The 21,712-nt window shown below is 36.3% G+C and carries 22 protein-coding genes and 1 other RNA gene; 13 read left to right on the forward strand and 10 right to left on the reverse strand.

The annotated features are described in order from the left end of the window. Nucleotides 1-182: 182 nt before the first annotated feature. The 6 genes from rpsT to rnpB all read left to right on the forward strand — a co-directional run bounded on the left by rpsT (nucleotide 183) and on the right by rnpB (nucleotide 4,891). On the forward strand, nucleotides 183-446 hold the full coding sequence (rpsT, locus tag FcAc13_RS11490; protein WP_187756357.1) for a 30S ribosomal protein S20: 264 nt from the start codon (nucleotides 183-185) through the stop codon (nucleotides 444-446). 139 nt (nucleotides 447-585) lie between these two features. After that, a complete protein-coding gene (locus FcAc13_RS12460; RefSeq protein WP_187756358.1) occupies nucleotides 586-1,191 on the forward strand; it encodes an SPOR domain-containing protein in 606 nt (201 codons plus the stop codon). 17 nt (nucleotides 1,192-1,208) lie between these two features. Beyond that, nucleotides 1,209-2,072 carry a virulence factor BrkB family protein gene (locus tag FcAc13_RS11500; protein ID WP_187756359.1) on the forward strand — a complete coding sequence of 288 codons (864 nt, stop codon included), beginning with the start codon at nucleotides 1,209-1,211 and terminating at the stop codon, nucleotides 2,070-2,072. Nucleotides 2,073-2,083: 11 nt separating this feature from the next. Continuing rightward, on the forward strand, nucleotides 2,084-2,518 hold the full coding sequence (gene dtd / locus FcAc13_RS11505; RefSeq protein ID WP_187756360.1) for a D-aminoacyl-tRNA deacylase: 435 nt from the start codon (nucleotides 2,084-2,086) through the stop codon (nucleotides 2,516-2,518). Between the two features lie 200 nt (nucleotides 2,519-2,718). Beyond that, the gene (gene dauA / locus FcAc13_RS11510; RefSeq protein WP_187756361.1) at nucleotides 2,719-4,404 is read left to right on the forward strand and encodes a C4-dicarboxylic acid transporter DauA; all 1,686 of its coding nucleotides are present in this window, start codon (nucleotides 2,719-2,721) and stop codon (nucleotides 4,402-4,404) included. 100 nt (nucleotides 4,405-4,504) lie between these two features. Then, nucleotides 4,505-4,891, forward strand: an RNA gene (gene rnpB, locus FcAc13_RS11515) — RNase P RNA component class A. Here rnpB and FcAc13_RS11520 read toward each other — a convergent pair. From FcAc13_RS11520 to FcAc13_RS11545, 6 genes are all read right to left on the reverse strand, one after another. Then, the gene (locus tag FcAc13_RS11520; protein WP_187756362.1) at nucleotides 4,891-5,586 is read right to left on the reverse strand and encodes a DedA family protein; all 696 of its coding nucleotides are present in this window, start codon (nucleotides 5,584-5,586) and stop codon (nucleotides 4,891-4,893) included. The two genes, rnpB and FcAc13_RS11520, sit on opposite strands and share 1 nt — an antisense overlap. 41 nt (nucleotides 5,587-5,627) lie before the next feature. Continuing rightward, a complete protein-coding gene (gene tldD, locus FcAc13_RS11525) occupies nucleotides 5,628-7,082 on the reverse strand; it encodes a metalloprotease TldD (protein WP_187756363.1) in 1,455 nt (484 codons plus the stop codon). Between the two features lie 76 nt (nucleotides 7,083-7,158). After that, nucleotides 7,159-8,634 (reverse strand): ribonuclease G, encoded by a 1,476-nt coding sequence (rng, locus tag FcAc13_RS11530; protein ID WP_187756364.1) that lies wholly within the window; start codon nucleotides 8,632-8,634, stop codon nucleotides 7,159-7,161. A gap of 11 nt (nucleotides 8,635-8,645) precedes the next feature. Further along, nucleotides 8,646-9,134 carry a rod shape-determining protein MreD gene (gene mreD / locus FcAc13_RS11535; protein WP_187756365.1) on the reverse strand — a complete coding sequence of 163 codons (489 nt, stop codon included), beginning with the start codon at nucleotides 9,132-9,134 and terminating at the stop codon, nucleotides 8,646-8,648. After that, nucleotides 9,127-9,996: a rod shape-determining protein MreC gene (gene mreC, locus FcAc13_RS11540; protein WP_187756366.1), complete on the reverse strand. Its 870-nt coding sequence runs from the start codon at nucleotides 9,994-9,996 to the stop codon at nucleotides 9,127-9,129. Before mreC ends, mreD begins: the two co-directional genes overlap by 8 nt. Before the next feature lie 57 nt (nucleotides 9,997-10,053). Further along, nucleotides 10,054-11,097, reverse strand: coding sequence for a rod shape-determining protein (locus FcAc13_RS11545; RefSeq protein ID WP_187756367.1), 1,044 nt, complete (start codon nucleotides 11,095-11,097; stop codon nucleotides 10,054-10,056). Between the two features lie 349 nt (nucleotides 11,098-11,446). Here FcAc13_RS11545 and accB point away from each other — a divergent pair, with 349 nt between their 5' ends. The 7 genes from accB to FcAc13_RS11580 all read left to right on the forward strand — a co-directional run bounded on the left by accB (nucleotide 11,447) and on the right by FcAc13_RS11580 (nucleotide 18,777). Further along, nucleotides 11,447-11,911: an acetyl-CoA carboxylase biotin carboxyl carrier protein gene (gene accB, locus FcAc13_RS11550; protein ID WP_187756368.1), complete on the forward strand. Its 465-nt coding sequence runs from the start codon at nucleotides 11,447-11,449 to the stop codon at nucleotides 11,909-11,911. Nucleotides 11,912-11,976: 65 nt separating this feature from the next. Next, nucleotides 11,977-13,323 carry an acetyl-CoA carboxylase biotin carboxylase subunit gene (accC, locus tag FcAc13_RS11555; protein ID WP_187756369.1) on the forward strand — a complete coding sequence of 449 codons (1,347 nt, stop codon included), beginning with the start codon at nucleotides 11,977-11,979 and terminating at the stop codon, nucleotides 13,321-13,323. A 338-nt stretch (nucleotides 13,324-13,661) separates the two neighbouring features. Beyond that, on the forward strand, nucleotides 13,662-15,323 hold the full coding sequence (gene recN / locus FcAc13_RS11560) for a DNA repair protein RecN (protein WP_187756370.1): 1,662 nt from the start codon (nucleotides 13,662-13,664) through the stop codon (nucleotides 15,321-15,323). A gap of 121 nt (nucleotides 15,324-15,444) precedes the next feature. After that, complete coding sequence (gene coaBC, locus FcAc13_RS11565) at nucleotides 15,445-16,671, forward strand: bifunctional phosphopantothenoylcysteine decarboxylase/phosphopantothenate--cysteine ligase CoaBC (RefSeq protein WP_187756371.1); 1,227 nt, start codon at nucleotides 15,445-15,447, stop codon at nucleotides 16,669-16,671. Beyond that, on the forward strand, nucleotides 16,655-17,113 hold the full coding sequence (gene dut, locus FcAc13_RS11570; protein WP_187756372.1) for a dUTP diphosphatase: 459 nt from the start codon (nucleotides 16,655-16,657) through the stop codon (nucleotides 17,111-17,113). Before coaBC ends, dut begins: the two co-directional genes overlap by 17 nt. Nucleotides 17,114-17,115: 2 nt before the next feature. Then, a complete protein-coding gene (gene slmA, locus FcAc13_RS11575) occupies nucleotides 17,116-17,703 on the forward strand; it encodes a nucleoid occlusion factor SlmA (protein ID WP_370633699.1) in 588 nt (195 codons plus the stop codon). Between the two features lie 255 nt (nucleotides 17,704-17,958). Next, nucleotides 17,959-18,777, forward strand: a complete 819-nt coding sequence (locus FcAc13_RS11580) for a mechanosensitive ion channel domain-containing protein (protein WP_187756373.1) — start codon at nucleotides 17,959-17,961, stop codon at nucleotides 18,775-18,777. A gap of 65 nt (nucleotides 18,778-18,842) precedes the next feature. Here the strand turns inward: FcAc13_RS11580 and cysE are convergent, their stop codons facing one another. Genes cysE through FcAc13_RS11600 form a run of 4 tightly spaced genes read right to left on the reverse strand, consistent with a single transcriptional unit; the run spans nucleotide 18,843 to nucleotide 21,706 of the window. Continuing rightward, a complete protein-coding gene (cysE, locus tag FcAc13_RS11585; protein ID WP_187756433.1) occupies nucleotides 18,843-19,619 on the reverse strand; it encodes a serine O-acetyltransferase in 777 nt (258 codons plus the stop codon). Between the two features lie 50 nt (nucleotides 19,620-19,669). Next, the gene (gene gpsA / locus FcAc13_RS11590) at nucleotides 19,670-20,713 is read right to left on the reverse strand and encodes an NAD(P)H-dependent glycerol-3-phosphate dehydrogenase (RefSeq protein WP_187756374.1); all 1,044 of its coding nucleotides are present in this window, start codon (nucleotides 20,711-20,713) and stop codon (nucleotides 19,670-19,672) included. A 34-nt stretch (nucleotides 20,714-20,747) separates the two neighbouring features. Further along, nucleotides 20,748-21,236 (reverse strand): protein-export chaperone SecB, encoded by a 489-nt coding sequence (gene secB / locus FcAc13_RS11595; protein WP_187756375.1) that lies wholly within the window; start codon nucleotides 21,234-21,236, stop codon nucleotides 20,748-20,750. Between the two features lie 32 nt (nucleotides 21,237-21,268). Then, nucleotides 21,269-21,706 carry a rhodanese-like domain-containing protein gene (locus FcAc13_RS11600; RefSeq protein ID WP_187756376.1) on the reverse strand — a complete coding sequence of 146 codons (438 nt, stop codon included), beginning with the start codon at nucleotides 21,704-21,706 and terminating at the stop codon, nucleotides 21,269-21,271. Nucleotides 21,707-21,712 lie beyond the last annotated feature (6 nt).

Genomic DNA, 21,712 nt, shown 5'->3' on the forward strand with positions numbered 1-21,712 from the left:
TTTCTAAAATTTATAATTCAAAAAAACTGTGCGCTATTTTATCATAAAAAAGTTTACTAAGGATAAATTAAAAATGGATTTAACAAAAATTTCTTGTTGACAAAATAGCTTAAATAAGGCATATTTTTCCGCCTTAATGATAATTATGTTTTAATTAGTTAAACTAATTTTGGGAGTTGACCTTGGCTAATATTAAATCAGCTAAGAAGCGTGCAGTTCAATCTGAAAAACGCCGTAAACACAACGCAAGTCGTCGTTCAATGATGCGTACTTATATCAAGAAAGTATACGCAGCTATCGCAGCTGGTGATAAAGAATCAGCGCAAGTAGCATTTAAAGACATGCAAGTTGTTGTTGATCGTCAGGCGGCTCGTGGTTTAATCCACAAGAATAAAGCTGCACGTCATAAAGCAAGCTTAACAAAACAGATCAGCGCATTAGCTTAAATCTGTTAATGACGTAAAAGCACAGATTTTTGTGCTTTTAGACATTTTGTTTAAATCTAAATAAAAGTGGTGTAAACCACTTTTTTTATTTGTACATTATACAATCTATTTAAATGAAGCGTATTAAGAGAGCAAAATTGTGGCACAACGTGATTATGTCAAAAAAAGTACCAGAAAAAAAAGTAAGGCTAAGTCCAGTAATAAATCACGTAAAATACCTAATATTTTAGTGGTATTAGTTTCTCTTTTGGTCATTTTATTTGTGGCTATTTTGTATTTTGTTTCCTCAAATAACAGTAATAAACCGACTCCCCCGATAAAAAAAATTACTGAAAAACCACAATTCACTTTACCAAGTAAACCAGAAGAACGTTGGACTTATTTGAAAGAGTTAGAGAAAGCCGAAAATCATCAATTATCTATTCAACAGCAACAAATAAAACAGCAACAAAATCAAGAACGTCAGCAAATTCTCGATCATTTTATAAATGATAGTGCTAATATGATAACCAACCCAGCAACCCAGTTAAATAATTGGATTTTACAATGCGGTGCTTTCAAAGATAAAGACAATGCTGAAACTGCAAAAGCAAAATTAGCGATGTTTGGTGTGACAGCAACCATTGTTAACGATAAATTATATCGGGTAATGGTTGATGGATCCTATTCAAAAACGGAAGCTGAAAGTATTAAAACGCGTTTAGAAAGTAATGGAATATCAGACTGTATTTTATCTCCAAAATAATTGCTTGAGGAAGATCAATGAAGCTGATTAAATTGAATTTAAGTCATACAACCAAAGATGCTCAAACCTTTATAAATATTTTAATACAACATATTATCCGTGATCGACTGACCACTTCAGCAGCAAGTTTGGCTTATACTACCATTTTATCGTTGATTCCTTTAATTACCGTTATCTTTTCATTACTTTCTGCCTTTCCTATTTTTGATAAAGTAAGTGGCAATGTTAAAACTTATATTTATAACAATTTAGCTCCTACGGCTAGTGACACATTGGTTCCTTATTTTGAGCAATTTATTGCCAATACTAATCGGATGACGGTATTTGGCATTATTGGTTTAATCGTTACATCTTTATTATTAATCCGTTCAATTGATAGTGCATTAAATTTTATTTGGCGAACCAAGCGTCGTCGTTCAATTATGTATAACTTAACCATGTATTGGACGGTATTGACACTCGGTCCAATTTTGATAGGTGCTAGTGTTGCGATCAGTTCATATATTTTTTCTACAAAATGGTTAAGTGATTCAACGGTTAGTTCAATTTTCCTTAATTCTCTTCCCTTCATTATTTCGGTGGTGGGTTTCTGGTTACTTTATTGCATTGTACCGACAGAAACAGTACCGGTTATTGAATCGGTGTGTGGCGCAGTGTTAGCTGCGATCTTATTTGAGTTAGGTAAACGGGCATTTACCCTATATGTAACGTCATTCCCAACTTATCAGTTAATTTATGGTGTGTTATCGTCAATACCACTGTTATTGATTTGGATTTACTTTTCATGGTGTATCATTTTGTTTGGTGCTGAATTTGCTGCTTCATTAGCAGAATATAATAATCATCGTAAAAGCAATCTCGCATTAAAAGAAGATAATTAATAGGATAGATTATGATCGCTTTAATACAACGTGTAAAACAAGCCAGTGTTGATGTCGCTGGACAAACTGTCGGCCAAATCGAACAGGGTTTATTAATCTTACTCGGAGTTGAACAAGGCGATGATCAAGAAACAACACAGCGATTATGTGATAAGGTGCTAGGTTATCGTATTTTTAGTGATGAAAACGGCAAAATGAATCTTAATATTCAACAGGTAAATGGCAGTGTTTTAGTCGTTTCTCAGTTTACATTAGCCGCTGATACCAAAAAAGGTATGCGACCAAGTTTTACCAAAGGTGCTAAGCCTGAAGACGCGAAGCGTTTATATGAGTATTTTGTTTCATTATGTCAATTACGTATTCCGACACAAACAGGAATTTTTGCCGCTGATATGCAAATTTCACTCATTAATGATGGTCCTGTTACTTTTTGGTTACAAATCTAACCATTTTCATGTATAACACGGCTTCGTGACAAATATTTTTGTTAATGAAGTGGTGATTCTCTTTTATTTTTATGTAAAAGGCGTATCTTATTAATCACTTAATTAACCAATTGTTTGATTAGTCTTGCTCGCTTTAACTTTAATTGTCATAAATAAAGAGCCGTTTAATCAAACATTCTGATTTTGATGAATAAATTGACATGAAGTGGCATAATATTAGTATCATTCAGATCGGCAGTGCGGTTAAAGCTGCCTGTATCACGACCCCATATAACAAACAACGTTTATTAAAAGATATTATTGCTGGTATTACCGTTGGTATTATCGCGATTCCTTTATCAATGGCACTCGCAATTGCAAGTGGTGTTGCACCACAACATGGTCTGTATACCGCTATTATCGCTGGGATTGTCATCGCCTTAACGGGGGGATCACGATTTAGTATTTCAGGTCCCACTGCGGCTTTTGTGGTTATTCTTTATCCTGTTGCAATGCAATATGATTTATCTGGATTATTAATTGCTACACTGTTATCCGGCATATTTCTCATCTTAATGGGGATCATTCGCTTAGGGCGGTTGATTGAATATATCCCGTTACCTGTTGTCCTAGGTTTTACCTGCGGAATTGGTATAACTATAGCCACAATGCAGATTAAAGATCTGTTTGGTTTGAACATTGAACATATGCCGGAGAGTTATATTGGCAAAGTGACAGCTATAGCTACAGCTTTTCCCACCTTACAATTCACAGATTTACTTGTCGGTATATCAACCTTAGTAATTTTGATTATTTGGCCAAAATTGAGGCTCAAATTTCCTGGTCATTTACCGGCTATTTTAGTTGGTGTCGTTGTCATGCTTTTTTTACAGCAATTTGGTTTATCAGTAGAAACCATTGGTTCGCGTTTTAGTTATACTCTTCCTGATGGTACTATTGGACATGGTATTCCAGCGGTATTACCTGAATTTATTTTACCGTGGCAATCAGCCGAATTACATTGGGATTGGGCGGTATTTTCGGCATTAGTACCTATTGGCTTAACCATGGCAATGCTATGTGCAATAGAATCCTTATTGTGTGCAGTTGTGCTAGATGAAATGACGCATACTAAGCACAATTCAAATAGTGAATTAATTGGTCAGGGAATAGGTAATATTCTTGCGCCGTTTTTTGGTGGTATTTCTGCAACAGCGGCTATTGCTCGTTCTGCTGCAAATGTGAAAGCTGGCGCCACATCACCACTTTCATCTTGTTTTCATGCGATTGTTGTATTATTAGCATTAATAAGCTTTGCCCCGATTTTATCCTACTTGCCATTATCGGCGATGGCGGCATTGTTATTAATTGTGGCCTGGAACATGAGTGAAGCTAAACGAATGGTCTATATTTTAAAACGTGCACCTAAAGATGACATTATTATTATGTTAATTTGTATGTCGTTAACAGTGCTATTTGATATGGTGATTGCTATCACGTTTGGAATTGTGTTAGCGTCATTACTATTTATGCGTCGTATTTCGCGCATGACAAGATTAGTCGAGTCACCATTAAGTACCGAAGAAACGTTAATTGTACGTATCAATGGGCCACTGTTTTTTGCCGCCGCAGAAAAGATATTTTTAGAATTATATAATCGTATTAATGGTTATAAACATATCGTGTTACAGTGGGATGCCGTACCATTACTTGATGCTGGAGGTCTCAATGCGTTGACGCATTTTATTGATGCATTACCTGCTGATGTTGATTTATCTATTGCTGAACTACAGTTTCAGCCATTAAAAACATTGGCCCGTGCTAAATTACTGCCAATAGAAAATAAACTCGCATTCTACTCTACTTTAAGTGAGGCATTAACAGATAAACTTAATCGTGAAGAATAGCAAAAAAATTCATGGCTTATTAGTGGTAAATGCGACAATCAAGTTGGGATAATCGGTAAAATCATTTACAACCCAGAATTAATCGGTTATCCTTGCCTTGGAAATCAACTAGACAATCGCTGCTTTATTGTTGTCCTTTTGGGGAGACAAATAAAGGGGAGGAAAGTCCGGGCTCCATAGGGCAGAGTGCCAGGTAACGCCTGGGGGATTTTTGTGTGAACGAAAATTCACGACAAGTGCAACAGAGAGTATACCGCCGATGGCTTATTGAATTAAGATCAGGTAAGGGTGAAAGGGTGCGGTAAGAGCGCACCGCACAATGGGCAACCGTTGTGGCATGGTAAACTCCACTCGGAGCAAGGTCAAATAGGGATTCATTGGCGCGGCCCGCGTTGAATCCGGGTAGACTGCTTGAGCTAATGCGTGAGCATTAGCCTAGATGAATGATTGTCCTCGACAGAACCCGGCTTATCGGTTGATTTCTTTTTAATTCTTATCTTTATTTACACTGGTTTGTGACGATTTCTTATTGGCTAACCAACGTTTCAATGCCATCCAAGCCGAGAATATTAATCCCATAACTAATAAAAATACTGGAATCAACATCAGCAATGACATAATTTGCTTTTCATAATCTTTGAAAAAAGGTGAATTACCAAATAGATAGCCAAGGGTCACAATTAATGAAATCCATAACGTTGCACTGATCCAATTATAAATATGAAACTTTTTACTATGTAAACCGGATAAGCCTGCCATCATTGGTAATAAAGTTCTAACAAATGCGATAAAGCGACCAATAAATAATGCTTGTAAGCCATATTTATGGAATAAAACTTCTGATTTTTGATGATATTTTTCTGGTAAATGTTCCATCCAACTTTTGACGATTTTAGTATTACCTAGCCATCGACCTTGAATGTAACCTAACCAAGTGCCAAACGCTGCACCAGAGATCAAAATCACATTGATTAAACCAAAATGAAAGACATCTTGGCTAATTAATACACCGGTTAAAAATAATAAACTATCACCGGGTAAAAAAGCAGCTGGTAAGATTCCATTTTCTAATAGAATGATCATAAACAACATACCATACAATATCCATAACACATTGGGATTAGATAGGGTTGCATAGTCCAAATTAACAAAGGCACTATAGAGTGTAACGATTGTTTCCATTAATTTTATTTCCCTCCAAAATACATACTAAATAAATTTTATTACTTTATTGTGCCACCTACTGTCAAATGATCAACTTTTAGCGTCGGTTGACCGACACCGACAGGAACACTTTGTCCATCTTTACCACACATGCCAACCCCCATATCTAATGTCATATCATTACCAACCATTGATATGTTTTGCATCGTTTCAATACCTGAACCAATTAATGTTGCACCTTTTATCGGTTTAGTTATTTTACCTTTTTCGATCAAATACGCTTCTGATGTTGAAAACACGAACTTACCGGAAGTAATATCAACCTGCCCACCCGCTAAACCAGGCGCATATATACCACGATCAACACTGTTAATAATTTCATCAAAGCTTGATTGACCCCCAAGCATATAAGTGTTAGTCATCCGTGGCATTGGTAAATAAGCATAGCCTTCACGGCGACCATTTCCTGTCGATGAAGTTTCCATCAATTTAGCATTAAGTTTATCAAACATATAACCTTTTAATATGCCGTTCTCAATTAATACCGTACGTTGACCCAAGGTACCTTCATCATCAATTGTTAATGAACCACGACGATCTTTAATTGTTGCATCATCTACAATAGTGCATAATTCTGAAGTAACAAGTTGACCAATTTTGCCACTAAATACCGAAGATTGTTTACGATTGAAATCACCTTCTAGACCGTGTCCAACCGCTTCATGAAGTAGTACTGCTGGCCAGCCAGCACCCAATACGACTGGCATTGAGCCCGCCGGTGCAGATTCAGCCGATAAAGCAATTAATGCTAATCTAACGGCTTCTTTGGTATAACTATCAACTTGACTGTCGCCTGTTTTTGGGTTGATTGAAAAGAAATAATCATAACCAAAACGTCCGCCACCGCCACTTGTGCCACGTTCGCGAATGTTATCTTGTTCGACTAACACCGAAATTGATAATCGAACTAACGGACGAGTATCGGCTGCGAAGGTGCCATCCGTAGCCGCAATTAGCACATCTTCGTAACTCCCCACTAAGGTGGCAACCACATCAATGACACGATGGTCAAGGGAACGAGCTAATCGATCGATATGTTGGAGTAATGCAATCTTTACTTCTTGTTTGGTATTGTTGATCGGATTTATGTTGGTATAAATTGGGACAATTTTACTCGATTTTAATGGGGTTACATGTAACGGGATTGTCGTTTTAGTAATACTTTGCGCTGCAATGGCACTTTGTTGTAATTTTGCCATTGATATTTGATCTGTGTAAGCAAATCCGGTTTTTTCACCAGATATTGCTCGTACGCCCACCCCTTGATCCTGATGAAAATTAGCGCTTTTAATAATCTTATCTTCCAATGTCCAACTTTCATAGTAACCGGATGAGAAATATAAATCACTATAATCAATTTGCCTGCCGGCTAAGATATCCAATAAATTTGCGATATCATTTTGCTTAAGATTATTAGCCGTAAGCAGGCGATCACTAACTTCTGTTAAAATCATATATATCCTATAATCGATTTAATCATTAATAACTCTTGCTCATAGATGACATTAGATGGTTAATGTGAGTAATTACTTACATTAATACGACATCATACTGTTCTTGTACATAAAAAGGTTCGACTTTCACTTCTACGTGTTTACCGACAAATACTTCAACCTCAGCTAAAGCATGTGATTCATCAGCAGTTAATGCATTTGCTACCGCTGAAGAAGCATAAACTAACAGATACTCACTGCGGTGAGCTTTATGTACCCGGACAATTTCCCGTAATATCTCATTACAAATCGTTTCGACTGATTTAACCATCCCACGACCACGACATGAAGGACATTCTTCACATAAAATATGTTCAATACTTTCGCGAGTACGTTTACGTGTCATTTCAACCAAACCTAATGCTGAAAATGAATTTACGGTGGTTTTAGCACGATCCTTACTCAGCGACTCCTGTAATGATTGTAATACACGTTCTCGATGAAGTGCTTGTTGCATATCAATAAAATCAATAATAACGATACCACCAAGATTACGTAGTCGTAATTGTCTGGCAATGGCAATGGTTGCTTCGATATTGGTATTAAATATGGTTTCTTCAAGATTACGATGCCCAACGAAAGCGCCGGTATTAATATCGATAGTTGTCATAGCTTCAGTTTGATCGATAATTAAATAACCGCCTGATTTTAATTGTACTTTTCGATCTAAAGCGCGTTGTATCTCATTTTCAATATCATAAAGATCAAATATTGGCATATTACCTTTATAATGCACCAATTTACTTGTCACCTCAGGCATAAACTCTTTAGTGAATTCAAACAATAGATCAAACGTTCTTTTAGAATCGACTACAATTTTTTCAATTGGATCGCCAACGAAATCACGTAGTATTCTTTGCGACAAGACTAATTCACCATAAAGTAAATTTTTACTACCAGGGCGTGACATTCTTTCTTGAATTTTCTTCCAGAGACGTCGTAAGAACTGGATATCTTGTGCAATTTCATGTTCACTTGCGCCTTCAGCTGCCGTTCGGACAATAAATCCCCCTTCTGTAGTAATATATTTTTCCACAATATTTTTTAAACGTTGACGTTCTTCTTCACTCTCAATACGTTGCGAAGTGGCCACATGAGCGGAAGTTGGTCCAGGCATAAAAACCAGATAGCGTGACGGTAATGTGATATCTGTGGTTAATCTCGCTCCTTTCGTGCCCATCGGGTCTTTTACCACTTGCACCATAATATCCTGACCTTGGCGAACTAATTCAGAAATATCTTTTACTTGAAATTGTTCTTGTTCAGAATCTGATACACATTCCGTATGTGGCATAATGTCTGAAGCATGTAAAAAAGCGGCTCTTTCTAAGCCAATATCAACGAATGCCGCCTGCATACCCGGTAAAATACGAATAATTTTACCTTTATAGATATTACTAACAATACCCCTTTTCGATTCTCGATCAATGTGAATTTCTTGTAGAATACCATCTTCAATGTAAGCAACTCGTGTTTCAGAAGGGGTGATATTCATAAACAATTCGACTGACATAATTTCCTCATTTAATCGATTGCAAAACAACGTCTAATTTGTCGTAAGAGTAAAAATACCCATGCCCATAATATTCCGTCGACAAAACTGGAAAAGAAAATTAATGGTGTAATGGTAATCACTCGATAAAGAATGATCTGGAATAATAATAGTAATAAATCATAACAAATTGACAGACCAAAAATAATGAAAGATTGTTGCCAGAGCGCTAAATTTCTAATAAGTTGAAAACGAAATAGTACTAAGTAAGCGATCAATGAAAAAATAAACGCATGTATACCGAGTAAGGTACCCAAGAAAAGATCAATAATTATACCGACCAAAAATGCAGTTGTAATGCCAACTCGATGCGGTAATGCAACAATCCAATAAATAAGAATTAACATTAACCAATGTGGTTTAAAAATATAAAATGATGATGACCATGGCATGATTTGTAATAGCAGACCAATAATAATTGTTACCCAAATCACCCAATAATTATGTGCAATATTATTCATTAGTGTTTGTCTCTTGATCCGGTGCTATTACCTGAGGCTTATTAGTTTCATTCCATAATAATAAAAGATAATGTAACCGTTTTAAATCCGCGATTGGTGCCGCAGTAATAATTGGTGTTGAATCATGCTCATCAACCTTAACTGAACTTACTGTAGCAACCGGATAACCTTGTGGAAATCGCCCTCCCAAACCTGAAGTCACCAGCAAGTCACCTACTTGAATATCTACATTATTCGGGAGAAAATCTAATAATAAGTCATTATTACAACCATTACCTACAGCGACCATGGTTAAACCATTTCTTAAAACCTGTACTGGGATAGCATGTTGTGAATCACAGATCAAAATAGCCCGACTGGTATTGTAAGCAGTGCTATAAATTTGACCGACGACGCCTTTTTCATCAACAACAGGCTGTTTAACAAATACACCTTCCCGGGATCCTTTGTCTAAGGTAACTTGATAGGCATAAGGGTTAGTATCAGCCAATAAAACTTGGGCAACCTTTTTATATTCATCATGACGTAATGGTGAACCTAATAATGTTCTTAATTCATTATTTTCTTTCTTTAAGGCGTTTAATCGAATCAAATCGCTTTCTTGCATTTGTAATTGTTTTCTTAACGTTTTGTTTTCATTTAATAATTCTTGTTGCGTTTTGGATAAATTATTCAATGTATTAAATGCTGATAATGGAGAGTTAGAAACAAAATATAAAGGGGAAACAGCCGTATCTAAATAATATCTTATAACGGTGAAAGGTTGGTAATTTATATCACATATGATTAATGATATTGCAAAGGACAACGCCAAAAAAATACGCAATCCCAAAGGCGTACTTTTAGAAAAAATCAGCTTCATTCGCCAAACCACCCTTTATTACTAAAATAAAAAGTGATTTGAGCAAAAGGACAGTAGTTATTCTTCACTAAACAGATCACCACCGTGCAAATCCACCATATCAAGCGCTTTACCACCACCACGAGCAACACAAGTCAATGGTTCTTCTGCAATTACAACATGGATACCCGTTTCCGCTGAAAGCAATTTATCAATATTTCGTAACAGAGCACCGCCACCCGTTAAAACCATACCATGTTCAGAGATGTCGGCAGCTAACTCTGGTGGGCACTGTTCTAAAGCGACTTTAACTGCACTGACAATACCACTTAATGGTTCTTGTAAAGCCTCTAAAATTTCATTGGAATTTAAGGTAAAACTTCTTGGCACACCTTCGGCAAGGTTACGTCCTCTGACTTCAATTTCTAAGACCTCATCTCCTGGATAAGCACTACCGATAGCATGTTTAATGCGTTCAGCGGTTGCTTCACCAATTAACGCGCCAAAATTACGCCGAACATAATTGATGATAGCTTCATCAAAGCGGTCACCGCCTATTCTTGCTGAAGCGGAATATACCACACCATTTAATGAAATAACCGCAACTTCTGTCGTACCACCACCAATATCGACCACCATAGATCCGGTTGGCTCTGATACAGGTAATTCAGCACCAATCGCAGCAGCCATAGGTTCTTCGATGAGATACACTTCACGAGCACCAGCGCCTAAAGCTGACTCACGAATAGCGCGCCTTTCCACTTGAGTAGCACCAACAGGAACGCAGACTAAAACTCGTGGGCTTGGTTTTAAAAAACTGTGGCTATGAACCTGACGAATAAAATATTGCAACATTTTTTCCGTAACGGAAAAATCGGCAATAACGCCATCTTTCATAGGGCGAATCGCTGCAATATTACCAGGTGTTCTACCCAACATTTGTTTAGCAGCGTGACCGACGGCTGCAACACTTTTAGGTGCACCATTACGATCTTGACGAATAGCAACAACCGATGGCTCATTAAGGACGATCCCCTGTCCTTTAACGTAGATAAGCGTATTTGCAGTACCTAAATCGATAGAGAGATCATTAGAAAAAATGCCACGAATTTTTTTAAACATAATAAAAGTTATTCCTAATTTAGTTGCATCCAAAAAATTGGCTGATATTGTATCTTATTTATATAGTAACGCATAGTTACAAATAATTAGAATTTTTGTATTTAATCGGATTTTTATTGTAATTTTTTTGTAAAATCCACAATTGGAAGAGATATATAATGACAAATTTAAATTAAAGGTGTATGCTTGCGCGCTGAACATAATTGTCTTAAAATTTAGCAATTTATCAGCTAATTTCGGCAAAAATAGTCATATCAGTTATTTATGATAAACACAATTGAGTTGATAGCAGGTGGTTTAGAGTAAATTAACCTTATCTTGACAATGAAACGAAAATACGGTGTTATTTATGGATATACGTAAAATAAAAAAATTAATTGAATTAGTTGAAGAATCTGGCATTTCTGAATTAGAGATCTCTGAAGGTGAAGAATCAGTTAGAATTAGTCGTGCCGTTTCTCAAGTAGCCTATCCGGTGCAAAATATTCATATACCGCAACCTGCACCAGCAGTGGTTAGTGCTCCAATTAATGAAACCATTCAACCTGCAACAGGTGAAAATGATGCTTGTGCAATGACAGGTCATACCATTAAATCGCCTATGGTTGGTACTTTTTATCGTACTCCAAGCCCGGATTCTAAAGCATTTGTTGAAGTCGGCCAAACAGTTAATGTCGGCGATGTATTATGCATTGTTGAAGCGATGAAAATGATGAATCAAATTGAATCTGAAAAAGCAGGAACTATCAAAGCAATTTTAGTTGATAATGGTCAACCGGTTGAATTTGATCAACCATTGTTTGTCATTGAATAATATTGGTCCTTCTCAATATGCTTCTATATGACATGAATACTAAAATAGCTGCTTAGAGGTTTGATATGCTTGACAAAATTTTAATTGCTAATCGGGGCGAAATTGCTTTACGCATCTTAAGAGCGTCTAAAGAACTTGGCATCAAAACTGTTGCAGTACATTCAACAGCTGATAAAGAACTTAAGCATGTACTTTTAGCCGATGAAAGTGTTTGTATTGGTCCTGCACCATCAGCAAAAAGTTATTTAAATATCCCAGAATTAATCGCTGCGGCAGAAGTAACTGGCGCATCGGCAATACATCCTGGTTATGGATTTTTATCAGAGAATGCCGATTTTGCTGAACAAGTGGAAAGTTCTGGATTTATATTTATCGGTCCAAAACCGGATACTATCCGTTTGATGGGGGATAAAGTTTCTGCCATCAATGCCATGAAAGCGGCTGGAGTTCCTTGTGTACCAGGTTCTGACGGTCCGTTAGGAAACGATATAGAATTAAATAAAAAGATAGCTAAAAATATTGGTTATCCGGTAATAATCAAAGCTTCCGGCGGTGGTGGTGGTCGTGGAATGCGTATCGTTCGTAACGAAAAAGATCTTGAACAATCCATCAAAATGACCAAAATGGAAGCGAAAACAGCTTTCAATAATGATATGGTTTATATGGAAAAATTCCTTGAAAATCCTCGTCATATTGAAATTCAAGTGCTTTCCGATGGGCAAGGTCATGCTGTTTATTTAGGTGAACGAGACTGCTCAATGCAGCGCCGTCATCAAAAAGTGTTGGAAGAAGCTCCAGCAGTTGGTATTACCGGTAAAATGCGTCAGTTTATTGGTGAGCGTTGTGTTAATGCTTGTATTGAAATTGGCTACCGTGGTGCAGGAACCTTTGAATTTTTATTTGAAAACGATCAGTTTTATTTTATTGAAATGAATACCCGTATTCAAGTAGAACATCCAGTAACAGAAATGATCACCGGTGTTGATTTGATTAGAGAGCAAATTCGTATCGCGTCAGGTTTTCCGTTATCAATTAAGCAGAAGGATATTCATATCAAAGGTCATGCGATTGAATGTCGGATCAATGCCGAAGATGCAAAAACATTTATGCCATCACCGGGTAAAATTACGCGTTTTCATGCTCCGGGTGGTTTTGGTATTCGCTGGGAATCACATATTTATGCTGGTTACACCGTACCACCACATTATGATTCAATGATTGGTAAATTGATTGCTTATGGTGAAACACGAGAAATTGCTATTGCTCGTATGAAAAATGCGTTATCAGAATTAGTTATTGATGGTATTAAAACTAATATCGATTTACATTTTGCTATTTTAGAAGATAAAAACTTCCAAAAAGGTGGCACTAATATCCATTATTTAGAAAAAAAATTAGGCATCTATGAATAATTGTTATTCATCAATGGCTGTAGATAGAAAACCACCGTTAAGGTGGTTTTTTATTTTTAACCCATGTCGTTTTATTTTTTTACATACGTATAAAATATCACTACTATTTATTCTTGATACAAATATTACTAACTGTTTGTTCTATAAAATAATCTATTAATATCATTAGATAAATTGCCTTGGCTATGTTTATGGATCAATTAAGATGATAGATTATGTATGATATTTTAGCTATTGCCATTAGCGGTAGTCATCATACTTTTATTTAAAACTGTATTTATTTACAGTGTCTTTGTTGCTATAATATTCATCAATCTAACATTATTGATAATAAAAATATGCTGACACAATTAACGGTAAATAATTTTGCTATAGTCGATCATTTGGTTATCGACCTTAATTCAGGAATGACTGCGATTACTGGTGAAACCGGCGCAGGTAAATCAATATCAGTCGATGCATTAAACCTCTGTTTAGGCGCAAGATCTGATGTCTCATTCATCCGTCATGGATGTGATCGTCTGGATATTTCTGCTCATTTTATTTTAGATGATACACCAAGTGCGCTTAAATGGCTGACCCAAAATCAATTGGATGATAATAACGAATGTATTTTAAGGAGGGTTATCAGTCAAGACGGTCGTTCTAAAGCTTTTATTAATGGTAGCGCTGTTCCGCTAAGTCAGCTAAAAGATCTGGGGCAAATGTTAATCCAGATTCATGGTCAACATGAGCACCAACAACTGTTACGTACTGAGCATCAACAATTAATTTTGGATCAATATCTGGCTGATAATCATTTGTTAGATAAGATGAAAGCGGCTTATCGTCTCTGGAAAGATACCAAAGATCAGTATCAAAACTATGAAAAGTCTCGTCATGAACGTGAAGCACATATCCAGTTGTTACAATATCAACTGAAAGAGCTTAATGAATTCGCTCCGATCGAAGGGGAATATGAACAAATTGATGAGGAATATAAGCGTTTATCTAACAGTGAACAATTAATCAACACCAATCAACAATTAATTGATTTATTAGATGAAAATACGGAATTTAATATCCTTAGCCAACTCAATCAGGCTAAAAATATTGCGCATAAGGTAACAGAACTGGATAATCAGCTCAACAATGTTGCTATTATTTTAGAAGAAGCCTATATTCAAATAAAAGAAGCCTGTTATGAACTGCATCATTATGCAGATAATTTAGAACTTGATCCGTCAAGGTCGATGTTACTTGAACAACGTTTATCAAAACAAATCTCTTTGGCACGTAAACACCATGTTAAACCCGCAGAGTTACCAAACTTACATCAACAACTTCTTGATGAACTTAAACAGATAACTTCTCAAGACGAGTATGGAGAACAGTTAAAAAAAGACATTGAAACTTATTATCAACAAGCGTTATCTATTGCGGAAACATTACATAAAAAACGCCTAAAAGTAGCAACCACATTATCAAAAAAAATTACCAAAAGTATTCGTGAGCTCTCCATGCCACACGGTCATTTTAATATCGATGTTAAGGCAGATGAAAATAAGTTAACAGAGTCTGGTTTTAGTCAAGTGATCTTTTTAGTGACTACCAATCCAGGACAGCCCTTACAGCCAATTGCAAAAGTGGCTTCGGGTGGTGAATTGTCACGAATTGCATTAGCATTACAAGTGCTTACCGCTCAGAAAATGGAAACCCCAGCACTAATATTTGATGAAATAGATGTTGGTATTAGTGGTCCAACCGCTGCTAAAGTTGGCAAATTATTAAGACAATTGGGACAATCAACCCAAGTTATAACCGTTACCCATTTACCTCAAGTAGCCGGTAACGCTCATTATCATTATTTTGTCGCTAAGCAGACTGACGGTAAACATACTCAAACGCGGATGACAATATTGGATAGTGAACAGCGGTTAAATGAGTTAGCTCGTTTACTTGGTGGCGATAAAATTACTGCTAATACCCTAGCAAATGCCAAAGAGCTTTTAATAAGTTAATATTGTTATTAATCAATTAAGCTTTTGAAGATTAACATTATCTTACCAACGTTAGTCATTTAATTATTGATTTTATTTATGATAAGATACACTATCGTTTTATGAGTAAGAGATAACCAATATGAACTTAACCAATAAACATATTTTATTAGGGATTACCGGTGGTATTGCGGCCTATAAATGTCCGGATTTAGTTCGTCAATTGAAAAAAATGGGAGCTGAAGTACAAGTTGTCATGACGGAATCAGCCAAACATTTTGTTTCAGCGTTATCCCTTCAGGCTGTGTCGGGTAATCATGTTTCCTACGATTTATTTGATTCCTCTGCGGAATTATCAATGGGGCACATTGCGTTAGCTAAATGGGCGGATTTAGTAATTATTGCTCCATGTACTGCCAACATGGTTGCTAAATTAGCTCATGGTATTGCCGATGATTTGTTAACGACTTTATGCTTAGCAACCACGGCGCCAATTGCTATTGCTCCAGCGATGAATCAATATATGTATCTTGCTACAATTACGCAACATAATCTTCAACATTTAAGTCATCGTGGTATTTCTATTTGGGGACCGGATCAAGGTGAACAAGCCTGTGGCGATGTCGGACCAGGTCGTATGCTTGAACCACAACAGCTATGTACTAAAATCGTTGAAAAGTTTGCTTTGTCAGCGCAATTGACAGATCTAAATATCGTTATTACTGCAGGACCAACGCAAGAAGCTTTAGATCCGGTACGATATATTTCTAATCATAGCTCGGGTAAAATGGGCTTTGCGATTGCACAGGCTGCCGCTGAGCTCGGAGCAAAGGTTACTTTAATTAGTGGCCCGGTAAATTTATGCACCCCACAAAATGTTAATCGGTATAATGTTAAAACAGCTCTAGAAATGCATCAAAAAACTCTTGAGTCGGTAAAGACTGCAGATATTTTTATTGCCTGTGCAGCTGTAGCCGATTACCGGGCGGCAAGCATTGCTGATCAGAAAATAAAAAAACAAGAAGGTAGTGAAGAATTAACGATTACCTTAGTGAAAAATCCTGATATAGTAGCTGATGTCGCTAATTTACAACACAATCGTCCTTTTGTGGTTGGATTTGCTGCTGAAACCAATAATGTTGAACAATATGCATTGAAAAAACTTACTCACAAGCACATGGATATGATTTGTGCCAATGATGTATCTTCACAAGGACAAGGCTTTAACAGTGATAATAATGCGCTTACCTTATATTGGTCAACCGGTAGATTATCGCTACCATTAACCAATAAAACCAAGTTAGCACAACAGCTTATTAATGAAATAATTAGACATTATGATGAGTATAACAATGAAAAGAAAAATTGATATTAAAGTTTTAGATAAACGATTTGGTCATGAATTTCCTTTACCGACCTATGCAACAACAGGGTCAGCGGGTATTGATTTGCGTGCTATGTTTGATAAAACAACTGAAATCAAACCTGGTGAGACGATTTTAATCCCTACGGGGCTTGCTATGCACATTGCTGATCCGCAACTAGCTGCTTTGGTATTACCACGTTCTGGATTAGGTTCTAAACATGGTATTGTCTTAGGTAATTTAGTTGGACTTATCGATTCAGATTATCAAGGTCAATTATTTGTACCTCTGTGGAATCGTAGTCAACACCCTTTTACCATTGAAATTGGTGACAGAATCGCTCAACTAATTATTGTACCAGTGGTACAGGCTGAGTTTAATATTGTAGAAGAATTCACTGAGTCAGTTCGTGGTGAAGGTGGTTTTGGTCATTCAGGTAAGAAATAATCGTGACAACCAAACGCAAAAATCGTAAAGAGGACATTTTACAAGCATTGGCTACCATGCTTGAATCAAACGAAGGTTCTCAACGGATTACTACAGCTAAATTAGCGGCAACTGTCGGGGTTTCGGAAGCTGCGCTTTATCGTCATTTTCCAAGTAAAACCAATATGTTTGAAAGCTTAATTGTCTTTATCGAAGATACATTGCTTTCACGAATTAATTTTATCTTACAAGAAGAAAGAGAGACTGAAACCCGATTGAAATTAATTGTGGCGTTAATTTTAGGATTTTCGGAAAAAAATCCGGGTTTAACTCGAATAATGACTAGTCATGCTTTAATGTTTGAGCAAGAAAAATTGCAAGATCGCGTCAGTCAATTATTTGATCGTATTGAAACGCAATTTAAACAAATCCTTCGTGAACGTAAGATTCGTGAAGGAAGTGGCTTTATTATCGATGAACGAATATTATCAGCTCAAATACTGGCGTTTTGTGAAGGAATGATGGCGCGCTATGTGCGCTCTGGCTTCAAATTCCTACCAACAACTGATTTTGAAATCCGCTGGTCATTACTTAGTAAACAATTAATATGACTGAAATCAGCAGGTGTTTGTTCTAAACATCTGCATTTATAACTTCATTAAAAAATACTGCATTTTAATCGAAATTAACTATTTGATTTATTTATAAAATAGATTATATTCATTATTCAATTAACGACAAGAAGAACAAAAATTTGTTAATGCTTAGGTAACAAAAGACGATATTAAGTCATTTTTGTTGCTACACCATATCTGATTAAATTGAGATTTAAACAGGTAACCTGAAAATCAATAAGAAGGTTAAGCATGGAAATTATTAACAGAAGCGTACAATTTTTTGAAAAATATGATAGTGCCATTTTGGGTTATGTAATCCATTTTGGGTTAGCAATTGTGATTTTTATCGTCGGACGATTTATTGCTATGTTTATTAGCAGTCAATTACGCAGAATTCTTAATGCCAAAAATGTCGAACCGACTATAATCAAATTTACCAGCTCTACCTCCCGTTATATCATTATGGGATTGACCTTGGTTGCAGTATTAGGTCAACTTGGTGTACAAACGAGCTCTATCGTAGCGATTATCGGTGCCGCTGGTTTAGCTATTGGTTTAGCCTTACAAGGATCTTTATCCAATTTCGCCGCAGGGGTATTATTGATTTTATTTCGTCCGTTTAAAGTGGGTGAATTAGTCATTGTCAGTAATATTCGTGGTACAGTTGATGCGATTCAAATTTTTTCGACTACGATTTTAACCCCAACAGGCGAAGCGGTAACAATTCCTAACAGCCATGTATTAGCGACTAGTATCATTAACTTTACCCGTCAGCCTAATCGACGTATTGATTTAACTATTGGTATTGATTATAAGGCAGATATCAAAGAAGTTTATCAGATACTCCAATCAGCGGTTGAACGAACTCCGAATGTGATGAAAGATTTAGGTATTATTATCCGTCTTGATGAACTAGCGACTTCAAGTATTAATTTTTTAGTCATGGTTTGGACAGATAATGATAATTATGGGCCGGTAAGAACCTTAGTTTTAGAAAATATAAAGAATGATTTGGATCATAATAATATTAATATTCCGTTCCCAACGATGGATATTAATATTAGATAAGATTTATTGGATACTGATATACAGTAGGAATTGTATCCAACCTATTTTATAAAAAATTTTATCAATCAGAGAACTTGATCCATATTCAGTGCCGGTTTATCGCAATCTGGGCAGCCAACGATTTTAGCTGGTACCCCTGCAACGGTTGTATGAGGCGGAACGGGATCTAACACAACCGAACCTGCGCCAATTTTTGCGCCACAACCAATTTCAATATTGCCTAGGATAGTCGCATGGGCACCTATCATAACGCCTTCCCTAATTTTAGGATGTCGGTCACCGTTTTGTTTTCCCGTTCCACCGAGTGTCACGGATTGTAAAATTGAAACATCATTTTCGATAACTGCTGTTTCCCCAATCACAATACCTGTTGCATGATCAAACATCACACCACAACCAATTTTAGCTGCGGGATGAATATCAACCCCAAATACAATAGCGATCTGACTTTGCAAAAATATTGCTAATGCTTCTCGCTCTTGTTTCCATAACCAATGACCGATCCGATACGCTTGGAGTGCTAAAAATCCCTTATAATATAGTAAAGGTGTTGAATATTTATTGGTGGCCGGATCTCGGACATAAACCGCGATAATATCGGTTATCGTTGATTTTATAATATGTGGATCGGCTTGATAAGCTTGACGAATCACTTCTCGTATATCTATTGCAGGCATTACTTCAGTAGCAAGTTTATTTGCCAAAATATAGCTGATTGCACTGGCAATATCGTCATGATTAAGCAAGGTAGCATGAAAATAACTTGCCAACATTGGTTCACATTTCACTAATTCAGTTGCCTCTAGACGAATTGTTGTCCACAATTGTTCAGGCTTAACTATTTTTTTTGCTACACTCACATAATGCTCCTATCAATAAATAATATGCTCATTTATTTAGTGTTGGAACTGGCTAACTCTTCTTTTTGAGTACGACCTAACAGCGTTTTTGCTGCTTCTAATGGATTTTTATTACGGTACAGAATTTGATAAATTTGTTCCGTAATTGGCATATCTACATGATATTTTTGCGCTAGTGTCCATACTTCTTTGGTATTTTGACAACCTTCGACAACTTGAGCAATAATGGCTTTTGCTTCTTCAACCGATTTATTTTGCCCTAATAACATACCAAAGCGACGATTACGAGATTGGTTATCTGTACAGGTTAAGACCAAATCACCTAATCCAGCCATGCCCATGAAGGTAATTGGATCAGCACCCAATGCAGCCCCTAAACGCATCATTTCTGCTAAACCTCGGGTAATCAATGCAACACGTGCATTGGCACCAAAACCCAGCCCATCAGACAAACCAGCACCAATGGCAATTACATTTTTAATTGCACCACCAAGCTGTACACCAATAAAATCTTTACTGCTATATACACGGAAACTTTTACTACAATGAAAAAGCGTTTGTAATTCATTCAAAAAAGCCTCATCAGTAGATGCAACGGTGACTGCTGTAGGTAAACCTAATGCGACCTCTTTGGCAAAGGTCGGACCAGAAATTACAGCCAAGGGGATCGCATCCCCTAAAATCTCTTTTGCGACATCTTGTAATAACCGACCAGAATTCACCTCAAGTCCTTTGGTAGCCCATACAATTTTTGAATCTTGCCGCAGAAAAGGCTTTATTTTACTTAGTACTTCACCGAAAGCATGACTCGGTACGACAATTAATAAAATTGGTGAAGACGATACAACGCTTTGAAGATCATATTCAATAGCTAAATTAGCAGGGAAAAAAATATCTGGTAGGAACTTTTTGTTTTGTCGATCTTGTTCAAGAGCTTGCATTTCAGCCTGATCATGTCCCCATAATAGGGTTTCATAACCATTGCGTGCTAATAAAATCGCTAAGGCTGTGCCATAAGAACCTGCACCAATAACACTGATACTTGATGAAGTTGTTGAACTTAAATGACGAGTCATATTTACCTACTTTGATAATTTATCTGTGCAATATTTATTGTAGATTTTCTGGTGAATCAGTAACCGGTGTTTGTTCGGTTTGTTGCTGTTGTAAATAATTGGCATATAACGCATCAAAATTGACTGGATCTAAATTGATTGGTAGGAATGACCCCTTATTCACTAAACTTGAAATCATCTCTCTGGCATAAGGAAATAGAATATTTGGACAAAATGCCGCTAAACAATGCTGTAATTGCGACCCATTTAATCCTAAAATTGAAAAAATACCCGCTTGAGTGACTTCACAAATATAAGCAACTTGATCGCCTGATTTGGTGGTAACGGTCAAACGTAAAGAGACTTCATAAACATTGTCAACAATTACTTGTGAAGATGTGTTTAGTTCAATATTAACTTCTGGTTGCCATTCTTTAGTAAAAATCTGTGGTACATTTGGTGTTTCGAAGGATATATCTTTGATATAGATACGTTGAATGGAAAAACCATTTTCTTGCTGTTGGTTACTATTTTGCTCTGACATAATAAATCCCTTATTTCCTGTGGTTATTTTATTTATTTGACCAATGGTAAATTTTCACCATTCCAACCTGCGATACCGTCTTTTAACGTAAAGATTTGACTAAATCCTTGTTTTGACAAGATATCTCCTGATTCTGTTGTATTAATGCCATTATCATCAACTAATATTATTGGTGATGCTTTAAATTTTTCAATTTCTTTTATGCTGCCATTTTTAATGTCAATGGGTAAAATATTAATTGAATCAGTGATATGACCTTTACGAAAATTATCTGCAGAACGCAAATCGACCACGACGGCATTTTGATTGTTCATCATCTGTACAGCAAGCAAATTACTAATGCTTTTTACTTTAGATAATTTCATTTTGATACTGATATTGATGAGCATGATAAATAGTACCAGCCATCCTAACGTTAAAATTGGATGTAATTTAAAAAATGGGAAAATCTCATTTACGATATAGTCCATATTAAT

It is taken from the genome of Frischella japonica (genome assembly GCF_014489845.1).
GTDB classification, from domain to species: domain Bacteria; phylum Pseudomonadota; class Gammaproteobacteria; order Enterobacterales; family Orbaceae; genus Frischella; species Frischella japonica.

Bases quoted from the DNA above. Each gene is read 5' to 3' on its own strand.
- FcAc13_RS11500 (WP_187756359.1), top strand. From the start codon at position 1,209: ATGAAGCTGATTAAATTGAATTTAAGTCATACAACCAAAGATGCTCAA.
- dtd (WP_187756360.1), top strand. From the start codon at position 2,084: ATGATCGCTTTAATACAACGTGTAAAACAAGCCAGTGTTGATGTCGCT.
- dauA (WP_187756361.1), top strand. From the start codon at position 2,719: ATGAAGTGGCATAATATTAGTATCATTCAGATCGGCAGTGCGGTTAAA.
- FcAc13_RS11520 (WP_187756362.1), bottom strand. From the start codon at position 5,586: ATGGAAACAATCGTTACACTCTATAGTGCCTTTGTTAATTTGGACTAT.
- tldD (WP_187756363.1), bottom strand. From the start codon at position 7,082: ATGATTTTAACAGAAGTTAGTGATCGCCTGCTTACGGCTAATAATCTT.
- rng (WP_187756364.1), bottom strand. From the start codon at position 8,634: ATGTCAGTCGAATTGTTTATGAATATCACCCCTTCTGAAACACGAGTT.
- mreD (WP_187756365.1), bottom strand. From the start codon at position 9,134: ATGAATAATATTGCACATAATTATTGGGTGATTTGGGTAACAATTATT.
- mreC (WP_187756366.1), bottom strand. From the start codon at position 9,996: ATGAAGCTGATTTTTTCTAAAAGTACGCCTTTGGGATTGCGTATTTTT.
- FcAc13_RS11545 (WP_187756367.1), bottom strand. From the start codon at position 11,097: ATGTTTAAAAAAATTCGTGGCATTTTTTCTAATGATCTCTCTATCGAT.
- accB (WP_187756368.1), top strand. From the start codon at position 11,447: ATGGATATACGTAAAATAAAAAAATTAATTGAATTAGTTGAAGAATCT.
- accC (WP_187756369.1), top strand. From the start codon at position 11,977: ATGCTTGACAAAATTTTAATTGCTAATCGGGGCGAAATTGCTTTACGC.
- recN (WP_187756370.1), top strand. From the start codon at position 13,662: ATGCTGACACAATTAACGGTAAATAATTTTGCTATAGTCGATCATTTG.
- coaBC (WP_187756371.1), top strand. From the start codon at position 15,445: ATGAACTTAACCAATAAACATATTTTATTAGGGATTACCGGTGGTATT.
- dut (WP_187756372.1), top strand. From the start codon at position 16,655: ATGAAAAGAAAAATTGATATTAAAGTTTTAGATAAACGATTTGGTCAT.
- FcAc13_RS11580 (WP_187756373.1), top strand. From the start codon at position 17,959: ATGGAAATTATTAACAGAAGCGTACAATTTTTTGAAAAATATGATAGT.
- gpsA (WP_187756374.1), bottom strand. From the start codon at position 20,713: ATGACTCGTCATTTAAGTTCAACAACTTCATCAAGTATCAGTGTTATT.
- secB (WP_187756375.1), bottom strand. From the start codon at position 21,236: ATGTCAGAGCAAAATAGTAACCAACAGCAAGAAAATGGTTTTTCCATT.
- FcAc13_RS11600 (WP_187756376.1), bottom strand. From the start codon at position 21,706: ATGGACTATATCGTAAATGAGATTTTCCCATTTTTTAAATTACATCCA.